The organism is Rhizobium sp. M10 (assembly GCF_002531955.1).
In the GTDB taxonomy this organism is placed as follows: domain Bacteria; phylum Pseudomonadota; class Alphaproteobacteria; order Rhizobiales; family Rhizobiaceae; genus Rhizobium; species Rhizobium etli_C.
In genome coordinates, this window is the sequence record NZ_NWTA01000003.1 from 366,289 (window position 1) to 390,844 (window position 24,556).

Sequence of the window (24,556 nt, forward strand, 5' to 3'; positions counted from 1 at the left end):
ATTGAAAAAGGCGGCTTTCGCCGCCTTCCAACTGCTGCCGAACTCACGCTGCCCGTGTGTAGCGGGCATCCCGCTGCTGCTCCGCTCCGCGCAGGCGGAAATTCGCAAGCAGCGTCTTCAACTGGGTGCTTTCGTCGGCGAGCGTGCGGCTTGCCGCCGTCGTCTCCTCGACCATCGCCGCGTTCTGCTGCGTCATCTGGTCCATGTGGTTGACGGAGCTGTTGATCTCGTTGAGTCCGGTCGACTGCTCGCGCGCCGCCGTCGCGATCGAGGCGACGTGATCGTTGACCTGATTGACCAAGGCCTCGATTTCCAACAGCGCATCGCCCGTCGAGCGCACCAGCGCCACCCCGCCCTCGACTTCGGTCGCCGACCGGCTGATCAATTCCTTGATCTCCTTGGCGGCGTTGGCCGAGCGCTGCGCAAGCTCGCGCACTTCCTGGGCAACGACGGCAAAGCCGCGGCCCGCCTCGCCGGCCCGCGCCGCTTCCACGCCGGCATTGAGCGCCAGAAGGTTGGTCTGGAAGGCGATCTCGTCGATGACCGAGATGATCTGGTTGATGCGGCTTGAGGATTCCTCGATCCGGCCCATCGCCGTCACCGCATTACGGACGATCTCGCCGGAGCGTCCGGCGCTCGCCTTGGTCTCGGCCACCATCTCGCGCGCCTCGTTCGCCCGCTCCGATGCCGTCTTGACCGTCGCGGTGATCTCGTCGAGGGCTGCGGCCGTCTCTTCGAGAGCCGCCGCCTGCTGCTCCGTCCGTTTCGACAGGTTGCCGGTCGCCTCACTGATGTCGGAGGCGCTGTCATTGACCACGCGGCTCGATTCGGCAATCGCGTGGATGACGCCGTTCAGCGCATCGACGGCCGCGTTGAAATCATTCCTGAGCTTGGCGTAATCCTCGCCGATATCGCCGATCGCAACCGTCAGATCGCCGCCCGCGAGCTTTTCGAGGCCGACGCCGAGCGCCTGCATCGCATGGGTCTGGCGGTCGGAAGCAGAACGCAGGCTCGCCTCGTTGCCGCGGCGCTCTTCTTCGATCTGCCGCTGCCTCTCGTCTTCCCGGCCGCGCAACGCGCTACGCTCATCGACGGAATCGCGAAGCACCAGTAGCACCTTGGCCATCTGGCCCACTTCGTCGCGGCACTCGCTGCCGGCAATCTCCACCGATGCTTCTTCTGCGGCGATCGCATTCATCGCCGTCTTCAGCCGCGCGATCGGCGCCGTCACGCTGCGCACGATGGCGAAGGCGATCGCGATCGTCGCCAGCGCGCCGATCAGGCAAACCACGGCGGCCCACATCGCATTCTGGCGATAGAGCGCCGCAAGGTCGTCGCCATAGACGCCGGTGCCGACGATCCAGCCCCAGGGCTCGAAACCGGCGACATAAGAATATTTCAGCACCGGCTCATCGGCGCCCGGCTTCGGCCAGTAGTAATCGACGAAGCCCTTGCCGTCCTTCTTCACCTTGTTGACGAACTCGACGAACAGGAACTTGCCGTTCGGATCCTTCATCTGGGAGATATCGGTGCCGTTTAGCGCCGGCTTGATCGGGTGCATCACCATCTTGGGATGCATGTCGTTGATCCAGAAATAGCCGTCTGCGCCGTAGCGCATCGCGCCGATCACGTCCTTGGCCGCCGTCTGGGCCTGCTCGCGGGTCATCGTACCCGCCTGCTCCATCTTGTAATATTTGTCGAAGATGCCAAGCGCTGTCGCATCGAGCTGCGCCAGGCCTGCCTTCCGCTCCTCTTCCAGCTCGGAATAGGAATAGTTGAGAAAGAAGACCATCGTCGCCGCGAGCACGGCAAGCGTGAAGCCGACGAGGCAATAAAGACGGGTGGAAATCTTGACGTTGCGCATGAGGTTCCCGGCGATTCTTATGAGAGATCTGTCTCATTCTGCACCACCGGAATTACTGGAGCGTAAAGCTTATTTAGCATCGACTTAAGTAACGTAAGGAGAGGTGTTGGTTGTAAAATTCAACCTGTTGAAATGGAATGGAAATTAGATCGGCATTGCCCATTATTTTCCGCAAGCGATGTCCTCTAGAATGTGACTGCGAACTTTTCTGTCGACTCTGGGAAAACCGCTGACAGGGCTCGCGATCATGCACTAGGGTGATCTCGATGAATCGCCGGCCCCATGCCCAACATCAGATGGAGAACCCTTGATGACCGATGCCGCCAAACCAAGAGGCGAACTGACGCTGCGCACGCTCGCCATGCCCGGCGATGCCAATCCGGCCGGCGATATCTTCGGCGGCTGGGTCATGGCGCAGATGGACCTTGCATCCGGCATCCGCGCCGCCGAGCGCGCCAGGGGCCGCGTCGTCACCGCCGCCGTCAAGGAGATGGCCTTCGAGCTTCCGGTCAAGATCGGCGATACGCTGTCCGTCTTCACCGATATCGAGCGCGTCGGCCGCACCTCGATCACGCTCATCGTCGAAGCCTGGGCGCATCGCGCCCGCTACGCAAAGATGGAAAAGGTCACCGCCGGCACCTTCATCATGGTGGCGCTCGACGAAGAGGGCAAACCGAAGGCCGTCCCCGCCGAGTGACGCGCTGAAACCCGAGGGATAGGGATGGAAACGGTCAGCTCGCCCGAGGTCTTCCTTCACATCAAGGTGGTGATGGGCATGGTCATCAGCCTTTCCCTTGCGCGGCTTCTGACCGGCGTTGCCGGCATCGTCCAGCATCCCGCCAAGGCAAAAGTCTATCCGGTCCATCTCGGCTGGGCGCTGTCCCTGTTCCTGTTCATCATTCACATCTGGTGGTGGGAATATCGCCTGCAGGCGGTCCCCGCCATCGGCTTCGGCATCTATCTCTTCCTCGTCTGCTTCTGCGGCCTGTTCTTCCTGCTCTGCGCCCTGCTCTTTCCGGCATCACTCGACGAATATGGCGGCTACGAGGAATATTTCATTTCCCGTCGCAAATGGTTCTTCGGCATCCTCGGCCTGATCTATGCCGTCGACATCCTCGATACGGCGATCAAGGGACCGGAACGCATCCTCTCCCTCGGCTGGGAATATCCCGCCCGCAACATCGCCTACATCCTCCTCTGCGCCATCGCCGCCTGGACCCCCAGCCGCCGCTTCCACACCGTCTTCATCATCGCCAACCTGCTCTACCAGGTGAGCTTCATCTTCCGGCTTTATGATGTATTGGAGTGAGGCCCGGTCCCGCGAAGCGGGAGCGATCGATCCAGTGAATCGATCGCAGGGCCGAACGCCCTGAGCCATAGCGAAGGGCCAGAGCGGTCGGGCGCAGCCCGAGCAATCGATCCGGTGAATCGATTGCAGCGACGAACGCCGTGAGCCCCAGCGAAGGGCTGGCAGCGCCTTGCTCCACAGACCTGCGTCTCAAGCCCGCGACCTCTCTCCAGCCTCATCCTGAGGCGCCCCGCAGGGGCCTCGAAGGACGGGGCTGGCCACCCGCTTCGCCAAATGCCAAGGCTGGCATGGCGCCAAGCCACCCGCCCCCGTGGTTCGAGACGGCCCTTCGGGCCTCCTCACCATGAGGGCTGGTCGGTGTGCCGTGCCGCCCCGCCTCTCCTCACAGTGCCTGTCACTCAGAAGAGGAGGAAAATCGCCGCCCACTCACACCTTCAAAAACTGCGATCCCTTATCGAACCCCAGCCCCGGAAAGATCTTCCCGGTCAGATCGTCCACACCGACATCGAACTGCCGGTAGAGCATCGCCGCCGCCACCTCCCGCACGTCAGCCGTTGGCATCAGATCGCGGTCGTCGAGCAGCTGGCCGTCACCGAGCCCGGGCCACTTGCCGAGGATGCGGCCGCCATTGATGGCGCCGCCGGCAAGCAGGGCGCAGCCGCCGGTGCCGTGGTCGGTGCCGGCCGAGCCGTTCTGGCGGACGGTGCGGCCGAATTCGGTCATCGCCAGCACCACCGTCTTTGCCCAGATCTCCGGCCCGAGCGTCGCCTTCAGCGTATTGATCGCCTGCGCCAGATCCTGCGCCGGCCGCTTGAACTGGCCGGCCTGGCCGATATGCGTGTCCCAGCCTGATATCGAGAAGCTGGCGATGCGGTAATCACCCTTCAGCATGTTGGCGGTGAGTGCCGCCACATCGGCCACCTTTGCGCCGCGCTGACCGTCCTGTTCGGCCATCATCGAGGCGGTATCGGCCCGCGTCGCCTCGGCGAGTGCCGCGGCAAACGGCGGATCGCCGGCATAAAGCCGCGCCAGGAACTGCATCTCGTCACGCGCCGGCGCCAGGTTGGAATCCGACGCCCAGACGTCGACCTCGTTCGGCCCGGAGAGGATCAGTTCCGTCGAGGTATTGACGTCGATCGCCTTGCGCGCATCCGAGCGCGGAATGACGGCAAGGGCGCGGTTCAGCCAACCGGTCCTTTCCTCGGCGACATGCTCGCCGCCTGACTCCAGCATGTCCTGCCCGTCGAAATGGCTGCGCTGGTCACGATAGGGTGTCGAGACGGCGTGCACGAAGGCAAGCTCCTTACTCTTCCACAGCGGCAGCAGATCCGCGGCGGCCGGGTTAAGCCCGAAATGCCCGCCAAGATCGAGAAGCCCGGTCTCGGGCGTCAGCGCCAGCGTCGGCCGGAGCGCCGCAAAGCCGGCATCGCCGTAGGGCTGCACCAGATCCAGCCCGTCCATCGCGCCGCGCAGCACGATGGTGACGAAGCGGTTATCACCGGGCATCGCCGCAAAGGTGACGGGTGTGAAGACGGGCGCGGCGGCAAGACAGCAGGCAGACGTCAGAAAGCCGCGGCGGGAAAGCGAAATCCTGTTCATCGACAGCGTCACGGGCGGGGCCTCCTGAGCAGGTTCCGGAAAAGTGTCCAGCGGTTTTCCGGTCAGAACCTGCGACAAAACAAATGAGCTAAGCAGAGGAAGCGTTGGCTTGCCAACGAAAGTCTGCTTAGCGGCGATTGAATTCGGGCGATGCCAGCACCAGGGTCAGCCCGCTGATCTTATTCGGCGCCTGCGACACCACGCGGATCGTCTCGTCGCGCGCCGCATCGGCAAGCGTCGATTTCAGGAATTCGCGCGGGTCTTCGTCGCGGCCGAACTGCGCCGCGGCTCGCCTTGCCCAGGCCAGCCGCTCGGCGAGCTGGCTGCCGGTGATCCAGGCGGAAAAGCCTTCCTCGAAGCCGGCCGGACTCGGCGGCAGCCAGGTCGGCTGGCCCATGCGCTTCAGCGCCCCCTGCCCCAGCGCCCGCGCCGTCCGGAAGGCCTTGAGACGCTTGTCCCTGGCCTCGCCTGCGGGATCCGTCGGCACCGGCGATCCGGCCATGCCGGGCGTATTCGCCGCCATGTCACCGTCATCGGTGCCCTGCTGATTGGCGGCCAGGAAGCTGCCGACGACGCCGTTGACCGGGCCGGCATTCAGCGCCCTGAGGCCGGCAACGACATAATCGAAGGGCTGGCGCGCCTTGGCGCCTTCGTTCTGCCAGGCAGCGGGATGGTCGAGCATGGCGGTGTAGACGGCGGTGAGATCGCCATCCGTCTTCTTCCAGGCCGCCGCCATGTCGGAGACCATGCCCTCGTCGGGCTGATCGGAAACGAAGTGAACCGCGAGCTTGCGGCTGATATGCGCAGCCGTCTTCGGATGAACGGCGAGGTCGTCGAGCATGTCGAGATAATCGTCGCGCGAGCGTTTGCGCCCGCCATAGCTGACGCCGAGCACCTCATGCGCGCCGGGCTCGGAAATATTCGGTCGGAAGGCGATGTCCATCTCCTTGCGGTCGATGGTGAGCCCCGTCAGCACCTTGGCCGCAGCGGTGACGTCCGCTTGGGTATAGCCGCTGCCGGCGCCGAGCGTGTGCAGTTCCAGAAGTTCGCGGCCGAGATTTTCGTTCAGTCCCTTGTTGCGCTTCATGCCGCCGGGCGAATCCGGCCCGAGCGAATCCGCCTGGTCGAGATAGATCAGCATGGCGGGATGGGCCGTGGCGCTGCGCAGCAGATCGCCGAACCTGCCGGATATGAACGGCCGGATCGCCTCGGCCTCATAGAGCGGCACGATAAGGCGCATCGGCAGGCTTTTGTTGGCGCTGGTGGAGAAATGATCGGTCCAGAAGGTCGAAAGCCGCTCGTAGAAGCCGTAGGGCGACAGCACCGCCTGCATCAGCCGCAGGTTCGCGTCGTGCTGGAATTGCTGCTGCGCCTGGCGCTGCACGCCCTTGCGCATCTCGCGCCGCGCCGGATCGTCTTCCGTCGTCTTCGCCTGCTGGCGGATCTGCTTCAGCTGCTCCTGCAGGCTGAGGATTGCGCGGTGACGCATGTCGGGGCCGCCAAGCGGAAAATCCGGCGTTGCCGCGGCCCCTATGGAAAGCTGGCCGATCAGCTCATCCTTGCTTTGCGGCAGCGCCTCGCCCGGCCGGAATCCATAGCCGAACCGGATCGCCGCCATCGTCGGAAAAGAGAGGCTCATGGCCGGTCACCTCCTGATCAATGAATAGTGATAGGCTGCCAGCCGATTGCGACGGCAATCTGTAGGAAATGCGGCGATATCGAGACATGGACAATTTGTAATCTATTGAAAAAACTACAAATTAGGCCCGAAAGATGAAGGATGCTCCGATTGCGATGAGCGCAAAGCCGATGGCGTGGTTCCAGGTCAGGTTCTCGCCGAGCCAGAAGATCGAAAAGCCGGAAAACACGATCAGCGTGATCACCTCCTGCATCGTCTTCAGCTGCGCCGTCGTATAGACCGCCGAGCCGATGCGGTTGGCCGGCACCGCCAGGCAATATTCGAAGAAGGCGATGCCCCAGCTGACGATGATGGCAAGGAAGATGGCGCTGCTCTTGTGCTTGAGATGCCCGTACCAGGCAAAGGTCATGAAGATGTTGGAGGCAAACAGCATGACGACGGGCCAGACGGCTGCGGGAGAAAATAGCATGGAGAAACTCGGGAGCTGTGAAGGGAAAACCGATCCGGCGGGGAGACGCCGGCGGCCCCTAACTACCACGCCGCCGCTTGGCGGCAAGCCCCGCAGCCCATGACCGATCGTCTCACGCAGCCTGCGACGCGGATCGCCGCAAGTCGCAGGACGGCTCGCCACCCGGCCACGCGCGCTGGATTAGATTGCATAGACAACGTAAGGACCGCGACATGGACACGACACAGCAAATGCCGCGAATCGACAATTTGCCTTCCCGTCATTTCTGGCGGCGCTTCGCCGCCTTTGCCGTCGACATTATCTTCTTTCAGCTGATCATCCTCATAACAGTCCATTACATGTCGAAGGTCTACCCTCTGGACTTCCGTTTGCCCGGCTGGACCTCCGCGGAATGTAGCGGCTTGTTGCCCGATCAGCTTACGAAGCAAATTGAAGCAGGCTGGCCGGAAGCCACCAGCGACATCTGCGAGGTCCGGCAATTCGGCGGGGCAAAGCAGAGGTACCTGCGAACCGGCACACTCACCGAAGCCGACCTGTGGCTTTCGGGGAAGGAGCTGTCCATTCCCTTGGACACAGACAACAATCCCGTGACCAAGCCGATTCCAGCATATTCCAACCTGATGGGAGGCGTAGCCAACACGGTCCTGATCGCTCTGGCGTTCGCTGGCTTTTCCGCCAATGGCCGCCGCACCTTCGGGAAGGCGCTCGTATTTTTAAGGGTTCAGACTGCCGAGGAAGAAAATCTCAATTTCGGCATGGCGTTCAAGCGCGAAATTCTGAAATTCAGCCCCAACCTTCTCTTCAGCGCTGGGCTTTTCGCACTCTCGCTGCTTCCGGCCTACCCGACCGAAGATTTCAACACGCTGCTTGGAATGCTCCGCGGCGAATACGTGCCTTCTGACGATAGCATCGGCAAATCTTACCTTGTCTGGGCACTGGCGGTGACGGCATGGTGGATTTGGCCGTTCATCGTCTGGGAAGGACAGACCTTTTACGATCGAGTCTGCGCCTGCAAAGTCGTGACGACCCTAAAGGCCGGCCGTCCCGATGAGGCACGGATCAAGCAAAACAGGCCGCGGATTTACCGCAGGCTAGCGCCTATTCGCCGTAGCAGGCGCCGGAATTGACGGTCGCCAGTGTTCATGATTTGGGGCGCGGCACAGACTCCCTCATACTGTGAGGGCAGCCCGGCAAGGCGAAACCTCGAAGCGCGTGCCGCAACATCGCGTCTCGCATCCCTTCGCCGCCATTACACTCGCCCTGACGGTCCTTCGAGGCCCCTGCGGGACACCTCAGGATGAGGCTCTCTGAAGCCTTGGCGCGGCATCCTCCAACGCCCCTCATGCTGAGGCGCGCAGGCCACAGGCCGAAGCCTCGAAGCACGCCGCAACGCTGCTTCTTGCATCCATCTGACGCCGGCGCACCCGCCTCGTCCTTCGAGGCCCCTGTGGGGCACCTCAGGATGAGGCTCTCTGAGGCGCTGGCGCATGCTTGCTATCTCGCGGTCGTTGAACCGCTACCTCTAGCCAGTCGCCACCGTGCCCCGGCATGCCCACGCCACCGACGCAAACGACCGCGGCCCATCCGGCTCGCCGGCTTCATATGCGGCTCTCATGGCAACGCCGAGCGCCTTTCGCTTCGCTGACTCGAGCCCCCAGACATACTTGCCGAGCGGCCCCTCGCCTGCGGCGATCGGCCCCCAATAGTCCTCGAAGGAGCCGTATTCCATCCGGATCAGCAGCGACGTCTCCTCGACGTCGACAAGGCCTTGACTGACAAAACTCTGCTTCATCTCCCCCGGCCGCATCATCGGCTGGAAGCAGTATTTGCGACGCATCGGCAGCGCGTCCTCGTCGAGCATGACAGCCGTGTCCCACATCATCCGCATGACCGGCATGCCGCCGTAATGGTCCCAGACGGCGGCGGCGACCACACCGCCCGGGCGCACGACACGGGCCATTTCCGAAACAGCCTTGCCCGCCTCCGGCACGAAATGCAGCACCAGCAGCGACATCGCCCTGTCGAAGCGATTATCCTCGAACGGCAGCGCGCAGGCATCGGCTTGCCGAATGGCAATACGCGGATCGGTATTGCGCCGCATTGCCGCCTCGACGAAAACCGGCGAATAATCAATGGCGGCGATTTCTTGCAGGCTTGGCTTTTCGGCCAGCGTAAATGTCAGGCTGCCGGTGCCGCAGCCGACGTCGAGCACACGATCCCCATCCGCCAACCCGGCGAAATCGATCAGCATCGGCGCCAGCCTCTTGCTCCAGCGCCCCATCAACCGCTCATAACCATCCGCACTTTCGACATTGAAACTCGATGGCATCGAAACCTCCCTCTTCAAGGACGATGATCCATCATTATGAACCAGCATTCCGGCGTCGCAAGCGGAGCCTGAGTGAGTGTTCAGCACGGCGGAAGCCGGCCACGACCAGCCCGCTTCCGCAAGAACGTCACTACTCAGCGATACCGCAAACTCACCCAGCCGTCTTATCGAGAACGCTCCAGTCGAAGCCGCGCGCCCAATCGGCATAGCTGTGCCAGCCGACATCGGGAAAATCCCGGCGCAGGGCGGCGATATCGGCGTCGTAGCCGGTGCGATCGAACCATTCGAACATCAGCGCCGCGTCCTCGCTCTGCTGCCGCATCGCGGCGATCGGCAGTTCCTGGTAGCGTATCGGCCGATCGAGCGCCTCGGACAGGACCTTCGCCTGCTGCTCGCCAGACAATTCGTCGCCGGCAATATCGAAACGCTTGGCGAACACCTGTTCGCGTCGCTCGGCCAAGGCCGCGACGAACGCCCCGATATCCTTGATGGTGATCTGTTGCAGCACGCGTGCGGGCTGCAGCGCTGCCGCATAGACGCCCTGTCGGAGCCCGTCGATCGCCCAAGGTGCCACCGTGTTTTCCATGAAGGCGACGGGCGCGCTGACCGTATAGGGGATGCCGAGGCCGGCGACATGCTTCTCGACGACATACTTGCTGTCGAAATGCGGAATGCCGGTCTTCTTGTCGGCATCGCCGACGGAGGAATAGATCAGGTGACCGACGCCGGCGGCCTTTGCCGCATTGGCGACGGTGATGCCCTGGCGCGTTTCCGCTTCCGTCCCGGCCTCGTAGCTGTTGCCCATCAGAAACATCGTGTCGACGCCGCTTGCAGCCTTCGCCACAGATGCGCCGTCATCCAGGTCGCCGGCAACGACCTCGACCCCTGCCGCGGCCAACCGCTTTGCGCCGTCGCCGTCCGGCCTGCGTGAGATCGCCTTGACTCGGTGTCCCCGTGCGAGAAGCGCGTGCACGACCGCGCCGCCCTGCTGGCCGGTGGCGCCGGTGACCAAAACGCTTCTAATGTTGCTCATCTGTCTGCTCCTTGTTTGTGACTGATGGAGCAAAGTTAGGGCCTATCACATTGAGCCATAATGGCCTATAATTGGAAAACATCGTACCATTTCAGGCTACAATGCTCGACCTCAACGATATCATGATCTTCGCCCGCGTCATTGAAGCCGGCAGCTTCACCGCCGCGGCGCGCCTGCTCGGCATGCCGAAGACAACAGTCAGCCGACGCATTGCCGCTCTCGAGCGCGAACTCGGCGTGCGCCTGCTGCAGCGCACGACCCGCAGCCTCAGCCCGACGGATGCCGGCCGCCTCTATTACGAGGAAAGCAGCCAGGCGCTCCGCACGATCGAAGGCGCCAACCTGCGTCTTGCGGAAGCAAGGACGGAGCCCGCCGGCACGATCCGCATATCGGCGCCGGTCGGCTTCGGCGGTCACTTCCTGCAGGATGCGATCTTCGATCTTCTGGCGACCTACCCCAAGTCGAGGGTCGAGTTGCGGCTGACCGACGACCGGCTGAACCTCGTCGAAAACGGCATAGACCTCGCCTTCCGCACCGGCATCCTGGAGGATTCCACGCTGATCGCCCGCAAGCTCGGCTCTACCCATCGCTTGCTCTGCGCCAGTCCCGACTATCTCGCCCGCTGCGGCGCGCCCGATCACCCGGCAGATCTCGTCCGCCACGACTGCGTTGTCGCCGGCCAATCCACCCATGCGCAATGGCTGCTCGAAGGCCCGGAAGGACAGGAGACGGTCTCGGTCTCGGGGCGCTTCGCCGCCAATGAAATGCAGGCGGTCATGGCCACAGCGATCGCCGGCTATGGCATCGCCCAACTGCCCCATGGGGTCGCCAATGCCTTCATCAGAGATGGGCGGCTGTGCCGCGTTCTCGACGGTTACACGACCCCGGCCGGCGGCCTCTACGTCGTCTATCCCAGCAGCCGGCACCTGCCGCCTCTGGTCAAGACCTTTATCGAACTTGCCGCCAGACGGTTGACCGCGGGAGCCGGCAGCAGCGACGACTTCGCCATCATATAGCGGTAGCCCGGTCACACTTCCTTCAGCACCTCCTTGCCGTCGAGGCTTCCGATCAAGGTGGCGCTGGCTTCATTGATGCCCGCGACTTCCCCGGCAATCAGTGCATGCTTCATCCGGCGAGCTCCTGCTTGCATCGGCGGCCGGACGCCGCGCTCGACGCTTGCGCGGTCACATGATGGCATTGCTGCCATCGAAGTCCCTGCGCAAAGCCTGCGCCCGCGAGAGCGCGCCGGCAATCCTGTCGTCGGTGAAGGGCTTGGGAATGACGTCGAGCGCGCCTTCGATACCGTTTCCGACATTCTCCGGGCTGCCGGTCACGAAGATGACGTCGACGCCATAGCGGTCGATCAGCCGGCGGGCGAGCTGGGCGCCGCTCAGGCCGTCGGCGAGGCTGAGATCGACAAGCGCGATGTCGCTTTTCGGGGCATAGGCAAGAGCCTGCTCCACCGTCGAGACCGGCCCGACCGTCTGGTGCCCGGCATCCTGTGCGATGCGTTCAAGCTCCAGGGCGATAAAACCCTCATCTTCCACGATCATGACTTTCATGAAACATCCTCCTCCCGTTCTCGCCGGCAGGCGCACCGTCGGCCACCGAGATAACGCGGACTCACGCTCGAAGGTTTCCGCTTCCGAAGAGATGCGTCGGGAAAATGGTAACCAATTTCACAAGACCGCACGCAGCGAGGGAGACCGGGAGATGTCGGCGGGCCTTCGCTGCGTCGTCACTCATCCTTATTGAGGAACCAGCCGAGGGCGGGATCGCTCCGGCATCGGGAAAGCGGCAATTGCCGCACGGAACGAATGCGGCTGATGCCCCCCTCGCCATCCGTGTCGACCTCCATGCAGGCACAGGCATAACCATGGACGGCATGGGTGTAGACATATTCGCCGGTCGTCAGATCAGGAATATGATCCATTCCCTCGGCCTTGTAGCCGCTGCCGTTCTCCATGATGATCCAGCCGCCGGCGGCGTCATTGAGAGACCAGGTCGCCGTCGCCGGATTGTCCAGCCAGCCGCAGCGTTTTTCCGCCTGTGCTGCGGCGGGCACGAGAAGCATCATCAAAACAAGCGCATGCAATCTGGTCATCGGCTTCTCCGCGTCGCCGCCACTATGCACGGCCTGCGGCCGGCAAGGCAACCGTCTTGCCGGCCGTTCTTGGGTGGAGATCCGCAGTGGTCGCAGCGGATCTCGCTCAAGGCTTCTCGTTGGCGCTCTCTGCCCGGAACGCCGCCTCGCCGGCGTCGGAGACTTCGACCCATTTCTTGTCCGGCGCCGCATCCGGAACGTAGCTGTCGTGCCAGTTCCACCATTTGTAGGTGGGCGTTTGCGGATAGCCGTCAGGCGAATCCTCCCAGACCTCCTGCCGGCCAAGCGGCGTGATGTCGAGATAGTTCCAAGTGCCGCCCATCTGTTCGTCACCGCGGTTATTGACGAAATAAGTGCGGAAGATGCGTTCGCCGTCGCGGTAGAACACATTGGTGCCGTGCCATTCGTCGACGCCGAAATCCTTGTCGAAACTGTCGGTGATGGTCACCCATGGCATGCTCCACCCCATCCGCGCCTTCAGCCGCGCGATCTCGGCTTGCGGCGCGCGCGAGGCGAAGACCAGGCTCGTGTCGCGGGCGTTGAGATGGGCGACATGCGCGACCTGGTCGGCCACCATCGAGCAGCCGCGGCAGGCATGATCGGGCCAGCCGAAAACGCCGGGCTCGTAAAAGGCGCGGTAGACGATCAACTGATGCCTGCCCTCGAACAGGTCGAGCAGGCTGACCTTGCCCTCAGGCCCTTCAAAAACATAATTCTTCTCGACGGCCATCCACGGCATGCGCCGACGTTCGGCGGCGAGCGCATCACGGGCACGGGTCTGAGCCTTTTCTTTCACCAGCAGCTGCTTACGGGCCGCCTCCCATGCATCCGGCGATACCACCGCGGGTTTCTGCATGGACTGTCCGCCCGTTCTATTCTCGGCTGTTGCAGTCATCGCTTCGATCTCCTCATTGGGGCGAATTTCCGCGCCTCCTCATCGAACCGCGGTTCTTCGCGCATTGGTCGGACATAGTTTCGCAGCGGAATTCGAACAGTGGGAGTAACAAGTGTGACCGTATTTCCACGGCCGTCCGTTGCAGCAACGGCCCCGCGTCGGGAGTTCGGGCAATCATCGCGCGGGGATGGCAAAGGTGAGCCCGAGCCAAATGGAAGAGTTGCCAAAATCCTCGGTCTGACGGAAGCTTGGTATCGGCCAGTGTGGACGGATTGTACGATATGACGACAGAATCCACTTACGGGGAGCCGGCCAGGCACGGCAGCGCCAGGATCTGCCGCGGCTGCTGGGACCAGATGCATATGCCGATCCCCATCGGCGGCCCGCTCGCCTTGCCCTTCCGCGCCTTCGGCATCACCCGCAGCAAGATGAACCCTGATATCTGCACGATCTGCGAACGATCCTTCCAATATGTCAAAAAGCAGCGCCAGATCACCGTCGACGCCACCATCCTGTTTGCCGATATCAGGGGCTTCACGGATCTCTCCGAGCGGATCGAGGCGGTGCGCTTAAGTGAAATCGTCAGCCTCTTCCAGGATCGCTGCGCCCAGGCGATCTGGGCGCATGACGGCATCGTCAACAAGCAGATGGGCGACGGCCTGATGGCGATCTTCAATTTCCCGATTATCAGCAAGGATCACGCCGCGGCGGCGATCCTGGCGGCGCAGGCGATCCAACGAAACTGTGCCGCGGCGCTGAATAGCCTGGCGCCCGACGCTCTGCCCGGCCGCCCCCTGGGTGTCGGCGTCGGCATTCATTCCGGCGAGGTGCAGATCGGCGAATTCTCCAGCTTCCGCAGCGATTTCACCGCCATCGGCGGTGTCGTCAATCAGGCCGCCAGGCTGGAATCCCAGGCCGCTGCGGGCGAGATCCTAGTCTCGGCGGATACGGCGGCGAAGGCTCCCGACTTGGCGGCAGGCGCCGAAACCCGCATGCTGGCCCTGAAGGGCATCGAGCAGCCGGTGCAGGCACGTGTGCTGGTCAAGCACTGAGCGACGGCGATTGCGGCCTGCTGAAAGCATCATCCCGCCGCCACCATGGCGGCCGCAGTTTCTCACGCTGTGATTGCGAAACATATTCGATTACCAGCCGGTTAATCCTCCGGAAACAAACATCGCTTATCTCTAAGCCGTTTTAACAGCTGGGGTTTCTCATGGGCAGTTTTTCTCTGTTTCACTGGTTGATCGTCTTGATCCTGTTCGGCGTGCCATTATTCTTCGTCTTCAGAAAACCGCTGGTTGGGCCGAACCGCTTCGGCGACCGGCCGCAGGCCATGGGTTTCGGCCAGGCGATTGGAAGCTATTTCAAGAACTATGTGAACTTCAGCGGCAGAGCGAGCCGATCGGAATTCTGGTATTCGGCACTCTTCGTCTCTCTCGTCGCCATCGCTTTGCTTGTCGCGGATCGGAGCCAAACCTTGAACCGGATCTGGTCGCTCGCCACGTTTCTTCCGTGGATCGCCGTGGCCGCCCGACGCCTTCACGACATCAACCGAAGCGGATGGTGGCAGCTTCTCACACTGCTATTTCCCATTGGATCGGTTGTCGTCCTCGTATGGTACTGCAGGGCGTCGACAGTGGATGATTCCAGGGAAGCCGTGTTCGCGTGAGCAAGGTGTGAGAATGGTCCTCGCGGGTTGAGCGGGTCCGAGGCACGGTCACCGTCGTTACGCGGACTGCGGGGTGCGCGGTCCGCTTCTGGCGGCATCCGGAAGGGACCGGCGAGGTTGGTAAAAGCCCGCCTCCGCCTCAGTACTTCATGTTTCGCAATTCAGGAAAATCATAGTAACGCAGCCGCTTGTCATGGCAGCGATGGTCATCCTTTTTCAAGTACAGTATCATGTTGTGTTGCAAGCCAAGGCCGATATAGGACCAGTCTGGGTAAGCACGTTCCGTGGTGCGCGTGCAATACGCATAGATCTGCTTTTCCGGATCAAGCAGAACCACGCTAGAAATCTCGGCCTTCACGAAGTTCCCCGGTTTGATGGTTCCCTGCAGAGCATCGACGTATTCGCGTCGAACCGCATTGGAGGGCGGACGCTGGGAATCCGCAACGGATTGCGGCGCCGGAGTTTGGCAGCTGGCCAGTGCCAGCGCGGCAGCGCAAGCAAAGAATTTGATCTTCATTCAGTTGAATCTCCCGTATCGAGGTCGATAGATCGGCCTTTTCCAAAAGGCTGTGGCTGCAAACAGCAACTCACAGCCCGTACTTCGAGGCTCCGCCCTGCGGGCCACCCACCGCCGCATGAGGAAGGTTGAGAGGCCGCGCCGCCGCTCGCCAAAGCCTAGAGCGGCGACGCGGCCCGAGCCTTCGCGCCTGCGTCAGGTCTTCATGCCGTTCATCTCAGGAAACGGGTAGTAGCGCAGCCGCTTGTCTTTGCAGCGATTATCATTCGCTGTCGCGCCTAGGATTTGGCTATCCGTGAAGGAGACGCCGAGATAGGCCCAGTCTCCCCAGCTGTGCTTGGGCACCACGCGTACACAGTAAGCATAGATCTTCTTCTCAGGATCAAGCAGCACAACGCTCGAAATGCGAGCCCAGACGACCTCACCTGCTTCGTGTCGATAACTTCTCTTGAATACGATGTTGATGAAGTTCTGCCGGACGTCATTCGAGGGAGGCCGCTGCGAGTCGGCAACGGATTGCGACACAGGGGCGTTGCAGCCAGCCAGCATCAGCAGGGCAGCGCAAGCAAGGACTTTTATTCTCATTCAGTTGGATCTCCAAGAATCGGAGCGTAATAAACGCTGCGCATTCCTACAAACACAGCGGGAACAATATTTGCAATACACGAAAATAAACTTCTCGAGCCTACGCATGTGACTGCGTGAACGTGGATATGGCTGCGTCGCTCGACTTATACCGGAGGGTTCGAAACGGAGCCTCCGCTCCCATTCTCATCATCGGTGATCGCCACGCCGGCTTCCAGCGCCGCGAGGATAAAGGCCTGCCGCACGGTCTCAGCCGGCATGCGGCCCGCAAGCCAGGCGCGGCAGAACTCGATCGCCCTCTGCTGATGGACACCGCCATTGACCGGCCAGTCGGAGACCAGTGCATAAAGCGCATCCTGCGGTGAGCGGAGAACCAGCCGTTCGCCGGTATCAAGATCGATCGAAATCGGTTTCTTCCAAAAGGCGGAATGGTCGTTAATGGCAGTAGCACCTGGGACTTGGTCGACAGGAGAATAACTGCGAAAGGGCGTCTCCAGTTCCGGTAGACACGGGACTGTGTACGACGAGCGGGCAAGCATTCTTTGGCAAGAGACGGCTTACGGAAGCTTGCCGGCAAGCTGGCATAGGATTGGTGCCAGAAGCAGCGCTGCGACGCGTCTTGGAGGCTCCACCCTCACGGGCAAAGCAGCTCAGCCTGAGGAGAGTTGGAGGACGCCAGGCCAGCGGACCAACGGGCTGTCATCTGCCTCGCCTGCGCATTCTCTCTTGAGAAGTCTCAAGCTCATCTTGCAAACTTCTATTGCAAGCAGATAATCCTTATTGGGGGAATTTAATAAATAGAGGCTCTAATTGCTCGCGGTCTTCAGCAAGCCCGGATGCTATCGATGCTTTTTCAGTGAGAATTTTTGAATGAAGCCGGAAGAATTTCGCAGATCCGAATATGCCTACAACAAAGGCAAATTGTTACTCGTTATACTGATCATGTTTGCCTTTGCGGTGGGAGCTGTCGTCCTAGGGTTCCTCCTGCCGAAAGACAAGGATCCTCATCTGGTCTGGTTCTTCCCGTTGCTGGCTGCAGGGTTCTTCGGTCTGCTTCCATTGCTGGTCATCCCCAAGCTCTTCACCAAGGGACCCGGATTGGTGATATCGACGGCCGGCGTCCGGCTGCCGAATTTTCCCGACCAGATCGTGCGGTGGTCAGCCATCCGGAGCTTCGGGAGATTCCAGAGCAAAACTTCGGATTCCATCATCCTTCACCTTGATCCCGCCGCCGCCAAGACCTTGATCAGACAAGGGCTTGCAGCCCGACTGCCGGAATGGTTCGTCGGCTCGCGCCTCAGGGTCGGCATTCTTCTGCATTTTCTACAGGGCCGTCCGGACTCGATATTCAACGAGTTCGCGGAAGTGGCAACCGAAGCGTTTGAAGCCGAATGGCGGGCCTTGCAGGAAGCCGGTTCGATTGCCGAAGAGGACGAAGACGAGGTGCCGGGACCGGCTTTCGATGGCGCCCGTTATCCCGTCTTTACCTATGCTCTTCTTGCCATTCTCGTTGTCGCCTATGCTGGCGAACTCGCCTTCGGCGTCGAAGCGTCTCGCGCCGGCACTCCCAGCATTCGTACACTGCTGGTGTTCGGCGGAACGTTTCGCCCAATCATCGTCGACGACGGCGAGTGGTGGCGGCTGTTTACTGCGCCGTTCATGCACGGAGGCATCCTCCATCTCATGTCCAATTGCTGCTGCTTGTGGATTGCGGGAATGCTGTTCGAGCGGTTGATCGGCTGGCGCTGGTTTGCCGCGATCTTCTTCGCCAGCGCCCTCGGCGGCTCTCTCGCCTCAGTCTGGATCAATGACGTCCACACCGTCGGTGTCGGCGCCTCCGGTGGCATCGTCGGGCTTTTCGCGGCCGTGATCGCCGGCAGCATCCGTTTCCAGTCAACGCCGATCGCATCCTCTCTGCAAGTGGGCGCCATTCAAATTCTGGTTCCCTCGCTGCTACCGTTCCTCTCGGCAGCGAAAGAGGGGCAGACCATCGACTATGCCGGCCATTTCGGCGGCGCGATGACAGGCGCGGCTCTCTCGCTCCTGCTATTGGCTCTTTGGCCGCGGGAGTGCCCGACGCCTCGTTATGACAGAATTGCGATAGCCTTCAGCGCTGCATTCGTGATCATTGCGGCGGGAGCACTCTGGCCGATCACAAACGCGCGCCAATCCTATCTCAGCGACCCGATGACGAACTATTTCGGCGGAAGGTATCAGCAGGCCGCGACGGGATTTTCCCTCATCGCAAGCCAGGATCCACGCACCGCCCCCTATTATCGCCTCTGGCGTTTCATCGCTCAAACCCGAGGCGGTGATCCGAATGCGCTCGCTGATCTCAGGACCGCAGCTGGCGCGATCGATCAAGCCGCCTGGCCCCATCCCATCTACCGTCTTTTCCTCCGCGAAGTGACGCCGGGGGAGCTGACGGCGAAGGCGGCCGACAGCAACCAGATCTGCGAGTCGATCTTCTATATTGGCGAATGGTATCTTCTTGCTGGAGCCAAGGATGAGGCGCGCAGCAGGTTCCAGGCCGCTTTGGTGTCCTGCCCGAAAACATTTATCGAATATGATGGAGCAGGTGGTGAATTGGCCAAGCTCGACGCGAAATAACTATCAAGGGGCCTCGGAGCGCGAGGGCGGACATATCTGAAGCCAACAATCTTGCATTGAGCACTCGGCATCCGGTGTCAGGTGTTCATGGCAGTAGAGAATTCAAGCTTTTTACAGTGGAAGGCTTTCATGCCCAAGGGACTGCTTTTAATTTGCGGCTTTGCTTTTGCCCTGACGGCGCTGTCAAGCGGCGCAACTCGCGCAAAAACGCTGGACGGTTTGGAGGATTTCAAATTGGGTAGCTCGTTTGCAGATGCCCAGCGAAATGCGAGCGAAAAAGGTTGGAGATTGAGAGAGCTTTCTCCCAACCTTCCCGGCCAATGGGTCGTGGAAGGGTCGAACCTCGGTCTTTTCATATGCGACGACAAAATCGCCTCCATCCAACAGCACCGCGACGGCGAACTGCATGACTTCGCATTGCTCGTGCAAGACTTTCGAATAAAATATGGCGAGCCGGAAACGACCATTGTGACCTTCCCCGTTGGGGGGACGTGGATATCGAATATCGACGCCAGATTCGCCTCCCCCTCGGGGGAAGGCGTCGCCGTGCAGCTCAGCAGTACCGCCGGAAAACTCCGCATTCATCTCAATTTCTTCAATGCGAACATCAATTGCACAACGGAAACCAAACCTTGAGGGTGCACGACCGCAATTGGCGCATCCACGATGCCATGAGATAGCCTCTCTCACCTTCCTGTTTTGGTGCCCGACGCGCCCAGCACCGTCCACTATTCACCCGATCCGAACGATTCATTCGTTTCCCTTTTGTACTCTTTCCCTCTTCCCTTTCGCGCTGACTCTCTCCATATTCCCGCCATGGCCAAATCTCCGAAGAAATCCCCTGCCCCGAATGGCTTCGAGGAAGCCCCGCAATCGTCCTTTGAAGGCGCCCCGCTTTCAGGCTCGGTTGCCGATTGGGTGAAGCAGCTTGAGGCGGATGCGGAAGCATCGGGCGTCGAGAGCCAGCGTGACATCGCCTCCAAGGCCGGCAAGCATCGCAAGGCGGTGGAAAACGCGGCGCGCAAGCATTCCGAAGCCGTCAGCGTCAACAAGAAGGCGACGGTGGGCAAGACCGCGCGCGGCGTTTCCATCGGCGGCTCCAGCGATCCGAAGACGCGTGCTGCCGCCGGGCTCAACCCGGTCGCCGGCCTCGATATCTCGCTGGAGGATGCCGGCAACATCTCGCCTGGCGGCGTCACCGCCACCGTCGAGGCGCTGTCGAAGCTGATCGAGAGCGGCAATCCGCTGCACAAGAACGGCAAGATCTGGACGCCGCACCGCCCTGCCCGCCCCGACAAATCCGAAGGTGGCATCCGCATCCTGATGAAATCGGATTATGAGCCGGCCGGCGACCAGCCGACGGCGATCCGCGATCTCGTCGAGGGACTGGAGAATGGCGACCGAAGCCAGGTGCTGCTCGGCGTCACCGGCTCCGGCAAGACCTTCACCATGGCCAAGGTGATCGAGGCGACGCAGCGCCCGGCCGTCATCCTGGCGCCGAACAAGACGCTGGCCGCCCAGCTCTATTCCGAATTCAAGAATTTCTTCCCCGACAATGCGGTGGAATATTTCGTTTCCTACTACGATTATTACCAGCCGGAAGCCTATGTGCCGCGCTCCGACACCTATATCGAGAAGGAAAGCTCGATCAACGAGCAGATCGACCGCATGCGCCACTCGGCGACGCGCTCGCTGCTCGAACGCGACGACTGCATCATCGTCGCCTCGGTCTCCTGCATCTACGGTATCGGCTCGGTCGAGACCTATACGGCGATGACCTTCCAGATGTCGGTCGGCGACCGGCTGGACCAGCGCCAGCTGCTGGCCGACCTCGTCGCCCAGCAATACAAACGTCGCGACATGGATTTCACCCGCGGTTCCTTCCGCGTGCGCGGCGATACGATCGAACTCTTCCCCGCCCACCTTGAGGATGCCGCCTGGCGCATCTCGATGTTCGGCGACGAGATCGACGCCATCACCGAGTTTGACCCGCTGACCGGCCAGAAGGTCGGCGATCTGAAATCGGTGAAGATCTACGCCAATTCGCACTATGTCACCCCGCGCCCGACGCTGAACGGCGCCATCAAATCGATCAAGGAGGAGCTCCGGCTTCGCCTCGCCGAGCTCGAAAAGGCCGGCCGCCTGCTGGAAGCGCAGCGCCTGGAGCAGCGCACTCGCTACGATATCGAAATGCTCGAAGCCACCGGCTCTTGCCAGGGCATCGAGAACTATTCGCGTTATCTCACCGGCCGTGACCCTGGCGATCCGCCACCGACCCTGTTCGAATATATCCCCGACAACGCCCTGGTCTTCATCGACGAAAGCCATGTCACCGTGCCGCAGATTGGCGGCATGTACCGGGGCGACTTCAGGCGCAAGGCGACACTCGCCGAATACGGCTTCCGCCTGCCCTCCTGCATGGACAACCGGCCGCTGCGCTTCGAGGAATGGGACGCCATGCGCCCCGACACCATCGCCGTCTCGGCCACCCCCGGCGGCTGGGAGATGGAACAATCCGGCGGCGTCTTCGCCGAACAGGTGATCCGCCCGACCGGCCTGATCGACCCGCCGGTCGAGGTCCGCTCCGCCCGCACCCAGGTCGACGACGTGCTCGGCGAGATCCGCGAAACCGCCGCCAAAGGCTACCGCACCCTCTGCACCGTGCTGACCAAGCGCATGGCCGAGGATCTGACCGAATATCTGCATGAACAGGGCGTGCGCGTGCGCTACATGCACTCCGACATTGATACGCTGGAACGCATCGAGATCATCCGCGATCTCCGCCTCGGCGCCTTCGACGTGCTCGTCGGCATCAACCTGCTGCGCGAGGGCCTCGACATTCCCGAATGCGGCTTCGTCGCCATTCTCGACGCCGACAAGGAAGGTTTCCTGCGCTCGGAAACCTCGCTGATCCAGACGATTGGTCGTGCAGCCCGTAACGTCGACGGCAAGGTCATCCTCTATGCCGACCAGGTGACCGGCTCGATGCAGCGCGCCATGGACGAAACCGGCCGCCGCCGCGAAAAACAGATGGCCTATAACCTCGAAAACGGCATCACGCCGGAATCCGTCAAGGCCAAGATCTCCGACATCCTCGATAGCGTCTACGAACGCGACCACGTCCGCGCCGATATCTCAGGCGTCTCGGGCAAAGGCTTCGCCGACGGCGGCAACCTGGTCGGCAACAACCTGCAGGCCCATCTCAACGCGCTCGAAAAGTCCATGCGCGACGCCGCCGCCGACCTCGACTTCGAAAAAGCCGCCCGCCTGCGCGACGAAATCAAACGCCTCAAAGCCGCCGAGCTGGCCGTCATGGACGACCCGATGGCGCGCGAAGAGTCGAAGGCGATGGAAGGCAAAGACGGCCGCGCCAATGGTAAGAATAGAGCCGCGAGCTCCAGTGGTAGCCCTCATGGTGAGGAGGCCCAGAGGGCCGTCTCGAACCACGAGGGCGGGCGCGGAACCTCCTACTTCGCCAAACCCTCCCTCGACGACATGGGCCCAGGCACCGACACGACCACGCCCCTCTTCCGCAAGCCCCATCTCGATGAAATGGGCCGCGACCCCACCACCCCCGCCGGCAAGAGCCTCTTCCGCAAGAACGACCTCGACGAGATGACCGTCGGCCGCACGGAGAAGCCTGTGACCGGCCGCGTGCCGGAAAAGCCGGATGCCTCAAAGAGCACGAAGCGCTTTTCGCCGCTGCTGGAGGGACAGCCGGAACACGATGACGGCGTGCGGCCGGTGGTGCGTGGACGCGTCGGCGCCGGGAGCTACGAGGAGCCGGGCGAGCAGAAGCGCAAGGGGCGGACGAAGGGGAAGACCGGGCGTCCGGGGCGGTGATGATTCTAGCTTTTCTATTGTGCCGGCGCGATTAATCTGTCGAATATATCAATAAACCGTTTTAGAGAACGACAGCCGTTTTCGGGCTGTAACGCGAAACTTACCAAAGCACTAAACTTAGGCTGATCGACAGTTTCCGAATAAAATCGACCTTGCTTGAGAATGTGGCGCTCAAAGTATCCCTTTGCATCCCTTATCTGCAAAAGGTCTCCGATTGGCGGAATTGGTTGAACGCAGTCAGCATGATTTGCAAAAGAATCCACAGCAGCGAGGAACCAAGTTTCATATTCTGGCTGTGGAGCAACAAAGGCATGCTTCACAAAGCCATCTTCGCCTCTCATGTGTCCTTCAATTAGATTTTTCAGTTCGACTGGACATTCTTCATCCGCATCACAAACTACCAAAATCAAAGCCTTGTCGTCGTCACTCTGACAAGATTCCTGTAGGCGTTCGCGTGCTAGCGCCAAAATTCCAGGCCACTCTTCCGCACGCTTCATTTTTCCTTTTGGAAGTCTGTAGGCCCTTGCTACATCAACTTCATAAAAGCCAAATCTCTCATTCAAGAGCTTTCGAATGAGTACAGGAAGAGCTCGTTCATCACCATGTCCCTCAACGATCGGATACACGTACAGCATATCAGCTCCAGAGACTAAATTGCATTGGTTTGGCCTTCTCAGGCTCTAGCTGATTCTTTCTTAAAAGATCTCCGGGAGTGAGCAAGTTCCGCTGAACTACTTCTTTGCTCGCTTTGTCGGCAGGTCGAATAGAGGTATCTCCTTCGTCTGATCGAACAATCCTGATATTCTCTATCCCTATAGAAGGGTGATCTATAAGTTCGGGGCTATGAGTTGTAATTATTACCTGCTTTTTCCTTGCGGCCTCTACGATAGCATCTGTTATAACAGAGCTTGCAGCGGGATGAATTGTTGCTTCAGGCTCCTCAATACCGAGAAGGATACTTTCAGCACTTGGCGATCGCTGAAACAACGCGACCAATATCCCTAAGGATCGCAAGGTACCGTCTGACATCTGCGACGCAAAAAAGCGCCAAGCATTTTTTTGGCCAGCAACACGCTGAAAGAATTCAATAGTCTCCGACGGACCGAGATTTTTATGGGCGATATTTTCAAGCTGCTCTACGATTTGCTTGAGATATTCCCGAATCCTTTCATATTCATCCGGATATTGGTTCTCCATGATCCTCAGAACTGAAGCTATATTCTTACCGGTGCGAAGGAGGTATTCCCCGCTATCATGAGGTTGAGGCAGTCGGAAATCTTCTGGGTAAATATTATAAAATCGCATAGACGATAGAACATCAAATACTTCTCTAACCGATAAAATACTTGAGAGAAGCTGCATAGCCAATCTGTCATCTGATATTACATCAGGGGATATTACTTCGGTGCTGGAAATTTTCCTTCCATTCTCGTACCTAAATTCAGTTATACTTATGCCATCCCCAGAAATACTAAGATACTCCTTCTGCACCTTATGGGAGCCATCGGCCGCTGCGCCAACCTGGAAGGAATACAATGCATTCTTCCCCGATGGCAGCGCGATGCGTAGCTTTATTGCAAAGTTTGTCGGATGCCCCCCCGACCTTTTTCGAACTGCCGAAAGACCGGATCGCTGCCTAATCGCGAAATCTAACGTGGAGTTCAGTGCATCCGAAACAAAATTCAAAGAATCAATAAAATTGCTTTTTCCACTTCCGTTAGGGCCAACTAAAACCGTTAAATCAGATAAATCAACCTCGCAAAAGCCGATACTCTTATAATATCTTAAGGTAACCTGTGTTATTAATCTCATAGCTTATACGGTGCCTCTTACTGCAATTGGTGGATCCTGCAGCTTTAGACCCATAAGCACATAGACAGACGAAAGTTCGTGATGCCACTGCGCTTGATGATGGCGTCCAGCATGATTGCTTTCCTTCACTTCCGCAAGTAGGTCGCTTTCATTAACCCCTTAAAGAAGTTGAGATTTTGAAGACAGGACCGTTGCGACTGAAATACCGTTTTGTGTTGATTGCGAGCCACGGCGCAGCTGCCCACCGCGAAACGCTAGTCATAAGTCCATCACAAACAG

General features: G+C 60.4%; 25 protein-coding genes. 9 read left to right on the forward strand and 16 right to left on the reverse strand.

What is annotated here, in order from left to right; translation table 11 throughout:
• Positions 1-43: 43 nt before the first annotated feature.
• Entirely contained in the window at positions 44-1,864 is a 1,821-nt protein-coding gene (locus tag CO671_RS07095; RefSeq protein ID WP_097605334.1) for a methyl-accepting chemotaxis protein, read from the reverse strand.
• Between the two features lie 310 nt (positions 1,865-2,174).
• Here CO671_RS07095 and CO671_RS07100 point away from each other — a divergent pair, with 310 nt between their 5' ends.
• On the forward strand, positions 2,175-2,561 hold the full coding sequence (locus CO671_RS07100; RefSeq protein ID WP_097605335.1) for an acyl-CoA thioesterase: 387 nt from the start codon (positions 2,175-2,177) through the stop codon (positions 2,559-2,561).
• Between the two features lie 24 nt (positions 2,562-2,585).
• Entirely contained in the window at positions 2,586-3,173 is a 588-nt protein-coding gene (locus CO671_RS07105) for a hypothetical protein (RefSeq protein ID WP_097605336.1), read from the forward strand.
• 426 nt (positions 3,174-3,599) lie between these two features.
• On the opposite strand, the gene CO671_RS07110 is transcribed toward CO671_RS07105, so the two are convergent.
• The 3 genes from CO671_RS07110 to CO671_RS07120 all read right to left on the reverse strand — a co-directional run bounded on the left by CO671_RS07110 (position 3,600) and on the right by CO671_RS07120 (position 6,880).
• The gene (locus CO671_RS07110; RefSeq protein WP_097605443.1) at positions 3,600-4,784 is read right to left on the reverse strand and encodes a DUF1501 domain-containing protein; all 1,185 of its coding nucleotides are present in this window, start codon (positions 4,782-4,784) and stop codon (positions 3,600-3,602) included.
• Positions 4,785-4,899: 115 nt separating this feature from the next.
• Positions 4,900-6,411: a DUF1800 domain-containing protein gene (locus CO671_RS07115; protein ID WP_097605337.1), complete on the reverse strand. Its 1,512-nt coding sequence runs from the start codon at positions 6,409-6,411 to the stop codon at positions 4,900-4,902.
• Between the two features lie 121 nt (positions 6,412-6,532).
• Positions 6,533-6,880: a DMT family protein gene (locus tag CO671_RS07120; RefSeq protein ID WP_010028099.1), complete on the reverse strand. Its 348-nt coding sequence runs from the start codon at positions 6,878-6,880 to the stop codon at positions 6,533-6,535.
• 212 nt (positions 6,881-7,092) lie between these two features.
• Here CO671_RS07120 and CO671_RS07125 point away from each other — a divergent pair, with 212 nt between their 5' ends.
• Positions 7,093-8,007, forward strand: coding sequence for an RDD family protein (locus CO671_RS07125; RefSeq protein WP_097605338.1), 915 nt, complete (start codon positions 7,093-7,095; stop codon positions 8,005-8,007).
• A gap of 395 nt (positions 8,008-8,402) precedes the next feature.
• Here CO671_RS07125 and CO671_RS07130 read toward each other — a convergent pair whose 3' ends face one another.
• Together CO671_RS07130 and CO671_RS07135 are read right to left on the reverse strand one after the other, a co-directional pair.
• The gene (locus tag CO671_RS07130) at positions 8,403-9,209 is read right to left on the reverse strand and encodes a class I SAM-dependent methyltransferase (protein WP_097605339.1); all 807 of its coding nucleotides are present in this window, start codon (positions 9,207-9,209) and stop codon (positions 8,403-8,405) included.
• A gap of 151 nt (positions 9,210-9,360) precedes the next feature.
• A complete protein-coding gene (locus CO671_RS07135) occupies positions 9,361-10,242 on the reverse strand; it encodes an NmrA/HSCARG family protein (RefSeq protein WP_097605340.1) in 882 nt (293 codons plus the stop codon).
• A 101-nt stretch (positions 10,243-10,343) separates the two neighbouring features.
• Between CO671_RS07135 and CO671_RS07140 the strand changes: the two genes are divergently transcribed.
• The gene (locus CO671_RS07140) at positions 10,344-11,258 is read left to right on the forward strand and encodes a LysR family transcriptional regulator (protein ID WP_097605341.1); all 915 of its coding nucleotides are present in this window, start codon (positions 10,344-10,346) and stop codon (positions 11,256-11,258) included.
• A 168-nt stretch (positions 11,259-11,426) separates the two neighbouring features.
• Here the strand turns inward: CO671_RS07140 and CO671_RS07145 are convergent, their stop codons facing one another.
• The 3 genes from CO671_RS07145 to CO671_RS07155 form a co-directional block, all read right to left on the reverse strand.
• Complete coding sequence (locus CO671_RS07145) at positions 11,427-11,804, reverse strand: response regulator (protein ID WP_097605342.1); 378 nt, start codon at positions 11,802-11,804, stop codon at positions 11,427-11,429.
• A 176-nt stretch (positions 11,805-11,980) separates the two neighbouring features.
• A complete protein-coding gene (locus CO671_RS07150; protein ID WP_097605343.1) occupies positions 11,981-12,346 on the reverse strand; it encodes a DUF4087 domain-containing protein in 366 nt (121 codons plus the stop codon).
• 106 nt (positions 12,347-12,452) lie between these two features.
• A complete protein-coding gene (locus tag CO671_RS07155; protein WP_097605344.1) occupies positions 12,453-13,241 on the reverse strand; it encodes a thioredoxin family protein in 789 nt (262 codons plus the stop codon).
• 281 nt (positions 13,242-13,522) lie between these two features.
• Between CO671_RS07155 and CO671_RS07160 the strand changes: the two genes are divergently transcribed.
• Positions 13,523-14,293 carry an adenylate/guanylate cyclase domain-containing protein gene (locus CO671_RS07160; RefSeq protein ID WP_097605345.1) on the forward strand — a complete coding sequence of 257 codons (771 nt, stop codon included), beginning with the start codon at positions 13,523-13,525 and terminating at the stop codon, positions 14,291-14,293.
• 161 nt (positions 14,294-14,454) lie between these two features.
• Positions 14,455-14,910 (forward strand): DUF805 domain-containing protein, encoded by a 456-nt coding sequence (locus CO671_RS07165; protein WP_097605346.1) that lies wholly within the window; start codon positions 14,455-14,457, stop codon positions 14,908-14,910.
• Between the two features lie 139 nt (positions 14,911-15,049).
• Here the strand turns inward: CO671_RS07165 and CO671_RS33660 are convergent, their stop codons facing one another.
• The 5 genes from CO671_RS33660 to CO671_RS34135 form a co-directional block, all read right to left on the reverse strand.
• On the reverse strand, positions 15,050-15,427 hold the full coding sequence (locus CO671_RS33660; protein WP_170964942.1) for a hypothetical protein: 378 nt from the start codon (positions 15,425-15,427) through the stop codon (positions 15,050-15,052).
• A gap of 195 nt (positions 15,428-15,622) precedes the next feature.
• On the reverse strand, positions 15,623-16,012 hold the full coding sequence (locus CO671_RS07175) for a hypothetical protein (protein ID WP_097605347.1): 390 nt from the start codon (positions 16,010-16,012) through the stop codon (positions 15,623-15,625).
• A gap of 146 nt (positions 16,013-16,158) precedes the next feature.
• Entirely contained in the window at positions 16,159-16,551 is a 393-nt protein-coding gene (locus CO671_RS07180; protein WP_245423916.1) for a DUF982 domain-containing protein, read from the reverse strand.
• A 465-nt stretch (positions 16,552-17,016) separates the two neighbouring features.
• Entirely contained in the window at positions 17,017-17,178 is a 162-nt protein-coding gene (locus CO671_RS34130; RefSeq protein WP_245424956.1) for a hypothetical protein, read from the reverse strand.
• A gap of 157 nt (positions 17,179-17,335) precedes the next feature.
• Positions 17,336-17,692, reverse strand: a complete 357-nt coding sequence (locus CO671_RS34135; RefSeq protein WP_245424957.1) for a hypothetical protein — start codon at positions 17,690-17,692, stop codon at positions 17,336-17,338.
• Here CO671_RS34135 and CO671_RS34140 point away from each other — a divergent pair.
• The 3 genes from CO671_RS34140 (at position 17,672) to uvrB (ending at position 22,465) form a co-directional block, all read left to right on the forward strand.
• A complete protein-coding gene (locus CO671_RS34140) occupies positions 17,672-18,622 on the forward strand; it encodes a rhomboid family intramembrane serine protease (protein WP_245424955.1) in 951 nt (316 codons plus the stop codon). The two genes, CO671_RS34135 and CO671_RS34140, sit on opposite strands and share 21 nt — an antisense overlap.
• A gap of 129 nt (positions 18,623-18,751) precedes the next feature.
• Positions 18,752-19,258 (forward strand): hypothetical protein, encoded by a 507-nt coding sequence (locus CO671_RS07190; RefSeq protein ID WP_097605349.1) that lies wholly within the window; start codon positions 18,752-18,754, stop codon positions 19,256-19,258.
• Positions 19,259-19,438: 180 nt separating this feature from the next.
• Entirely contained in the window at positions 19,439-22,465 is a 3,027-nt protein-coding gene (gene uvrB, locus CO671_RS07195; protein ID WP_097605350.1) for an excinuclease ABC subunit UvrB, read from the forward strand.
• A 14-nt stretch (positions 22,466-22,479) separates the two neighbouring features.
• Here the strand turns inward: uvrB and CO671_RS07200 are convergent, their stop codons facing one another.
• Both CO671_RS07200 and CO671_RS07205 read right to left on the reverse strand, forming a co-directional pair.
• Positions 22,480-23,100 (reverse strand): DUF4276 family protein, encoded by a 621-nt coding sequence (locus CO671_RS07200; RefSeq protein ID WP_097605351.1) that lies wholly within the window; start codon positions 23,098-23,100, stop codon positions 22,480-22,482.
• Between the two features lies 1 nt (position 23,101).
• Positions 23,102-24,277, reverse strand: a complete 1,176-nt coding sequence (locus CO671_RS07205; protein ID WP_097605352.1) for an AAA family ATPase — start codon at positions 24,275-24,277, stop codon at positions 23,102-23,104.
• Positions 24,278-24,556 lie beyond the last annotated feature (279 nt).

Coding starts and splice junctions, on each gene's coding strand:
- CO671_RS07105 (WP_097605336.1), top strand. CDS start 2,586: ATGGAAACGGTCAGCTCGCCCGAGGTCTTCCTTCACATCAAGGTGGTG.
- CO671_RS33660 (WP_170964942.1), bottom strand. CDS start 15,427: ATGAAGATCAAATTCTTTGCTTGCGCTGCCGCGCTGGCACTGGCCAGC.
- CO671_RS07115 (WP_097605337.1), bottom strand. CDS start 6,411: ATGAGCCTCTCTTTTCCGACGATGGCGGCGATCCGGTTCGGCTATGGA.
- CO671_RS07160 (WP_097605345.1), top strand. CDS start 13,523: ATGACGACAGAATCCACTTACGGGGAGCCGGCCAGGCACGGCAGCGCC.
- CO671_RS07200 (WP_097605351.1), bottom strand. CDS start 23,100: ATGCTGTACGTGTATCCGATCGTTGAGGGACATGGTGATGAACGAGCT.
- CO671_RS07175 (WP_097605347.1), bottom strand. CDS start 16,012: ATGAGAATAAAAGTCCTTGCTTGCGCTGCCCTGCTGATGCTGGCTGGC.
- CO671_RS07120 (WP_010028099.1), bottom strand. CDS start 6,880: ATGCTATTTTCTCCCGCAGCCGTCTGGCCCGTCGTCATGCTGTTTGCC.
- CO671_RS07140 (WP_097605341.1), top strand. CDS start 10,344: ATGCTCGACCTCAACGATATCATGATCTTCGCCCGCGTCATTGAAGCC.
- CO671_RS07145 (WP_097605342.1), bottom strand. CDS start 11,804: ATGAAAGTCATGATCGTGGAAGATGAGGGTTTTATCGCCCTGGAGCTT.
- CO671_RS07125 (WP_097605338.1), top strand. CDS start 7,093: ATGGACACGACACAGCAAATGCCGCGAATCGACAATTTGCCTTCCCGT.
- CO671_RS07190 (WP_097605349.1), top strand. CDS start 18,752: ATGCCCAAGGGACTGCTTTTAATTTGCGGCTTTGCTTTTGCCCTGACG.
- CO671_RS07205 (WP_097605352.1), bottom strand. CDS start 24,277: ATGAGATTAATAACACAGGTTACCTTAAGATATTATAAGAGTATCGGC.
- CO671_RS07095 (WP_097605334.1), bottom strand. CDS start 1,864: ATGCGCAACGTCAAGATTTCCACCCGTCTTTATTGCCTCGTCGGCTTC.
- CO671_RS34135 (WP_245424957.1), bottom strand. CDS start 17,692: ATGGAGGATGCCTCCGTGCATGAACGGCGCAGTAAACAGCCGCCACCA.
- CO671_RS34130 (WP_245424956.1), bottom strand. CDS start 17,178: ATGGCTGACCACCGCACGATCTGGTCGGGAAAATTCGGCAGCCGGACG.
- CO671_RS07150 (WP_097605343.1), bottom strand. CDS start 12,346: ATGACCAGATTGCATGCGCTTGTTTTGATGATGCTTCTCGTGCCCGCC.
- CO671_RS07180 (WP_245423916.1), bottom strand. CDS start 16,551: ATGCTTGCCCGCTCGTCGTACACAGTCCCGTGTCTACCGGAACTGGAG.
- uvrB (WP_097605350.1), top strand. CDS start 19,439: ATGGCCAAATCTCCGAAGAAATCCCCTGCCCCGAATGGCTTCGAGGAA.
- CO671_RS07100 (WP_097605335.1), top strand. CDS start 2,175: ATGACCGATGCCGCCAAACCAAGAGGCGAACTGACGCTGCGCACGCTC.
- CO671_RS34140 (WP_245424955.1), top strand. CDS start 17,672: ATGCACGGAGGCATCCTCCATCTCATGTCCAATTGCTGCTGCTTGTGG.
- CO671_RS07135 (WP_097605340.1), bottom strand. CDS start 10,242: ATGAGCAACATTAGAAGCGTTTTGGTCACCGGCGCCACCGGCCAGCAG.
- CO671_RS07155 (WP_097605344.1), bottom strand. CDS start 13,241: ATGACTGCAACAGCCGAGAATAGAACGGGCGGACAGTCCATGCAGAAA.
- CO671_RS07130 (WP_097605339.1), bottom strand. CDS start 9,209: ATGCCATCGAGTTTCAATGTCGAAAGTGCGGATGGTTATGAGCGGTTG.
- CO671_RS07165 (WP_097605346.1), top strand. CDS start 14,455: ATGGGCAGTTTTTCTCTGTTTCACTGGTTGATCGTCTTGATCCTGTTC.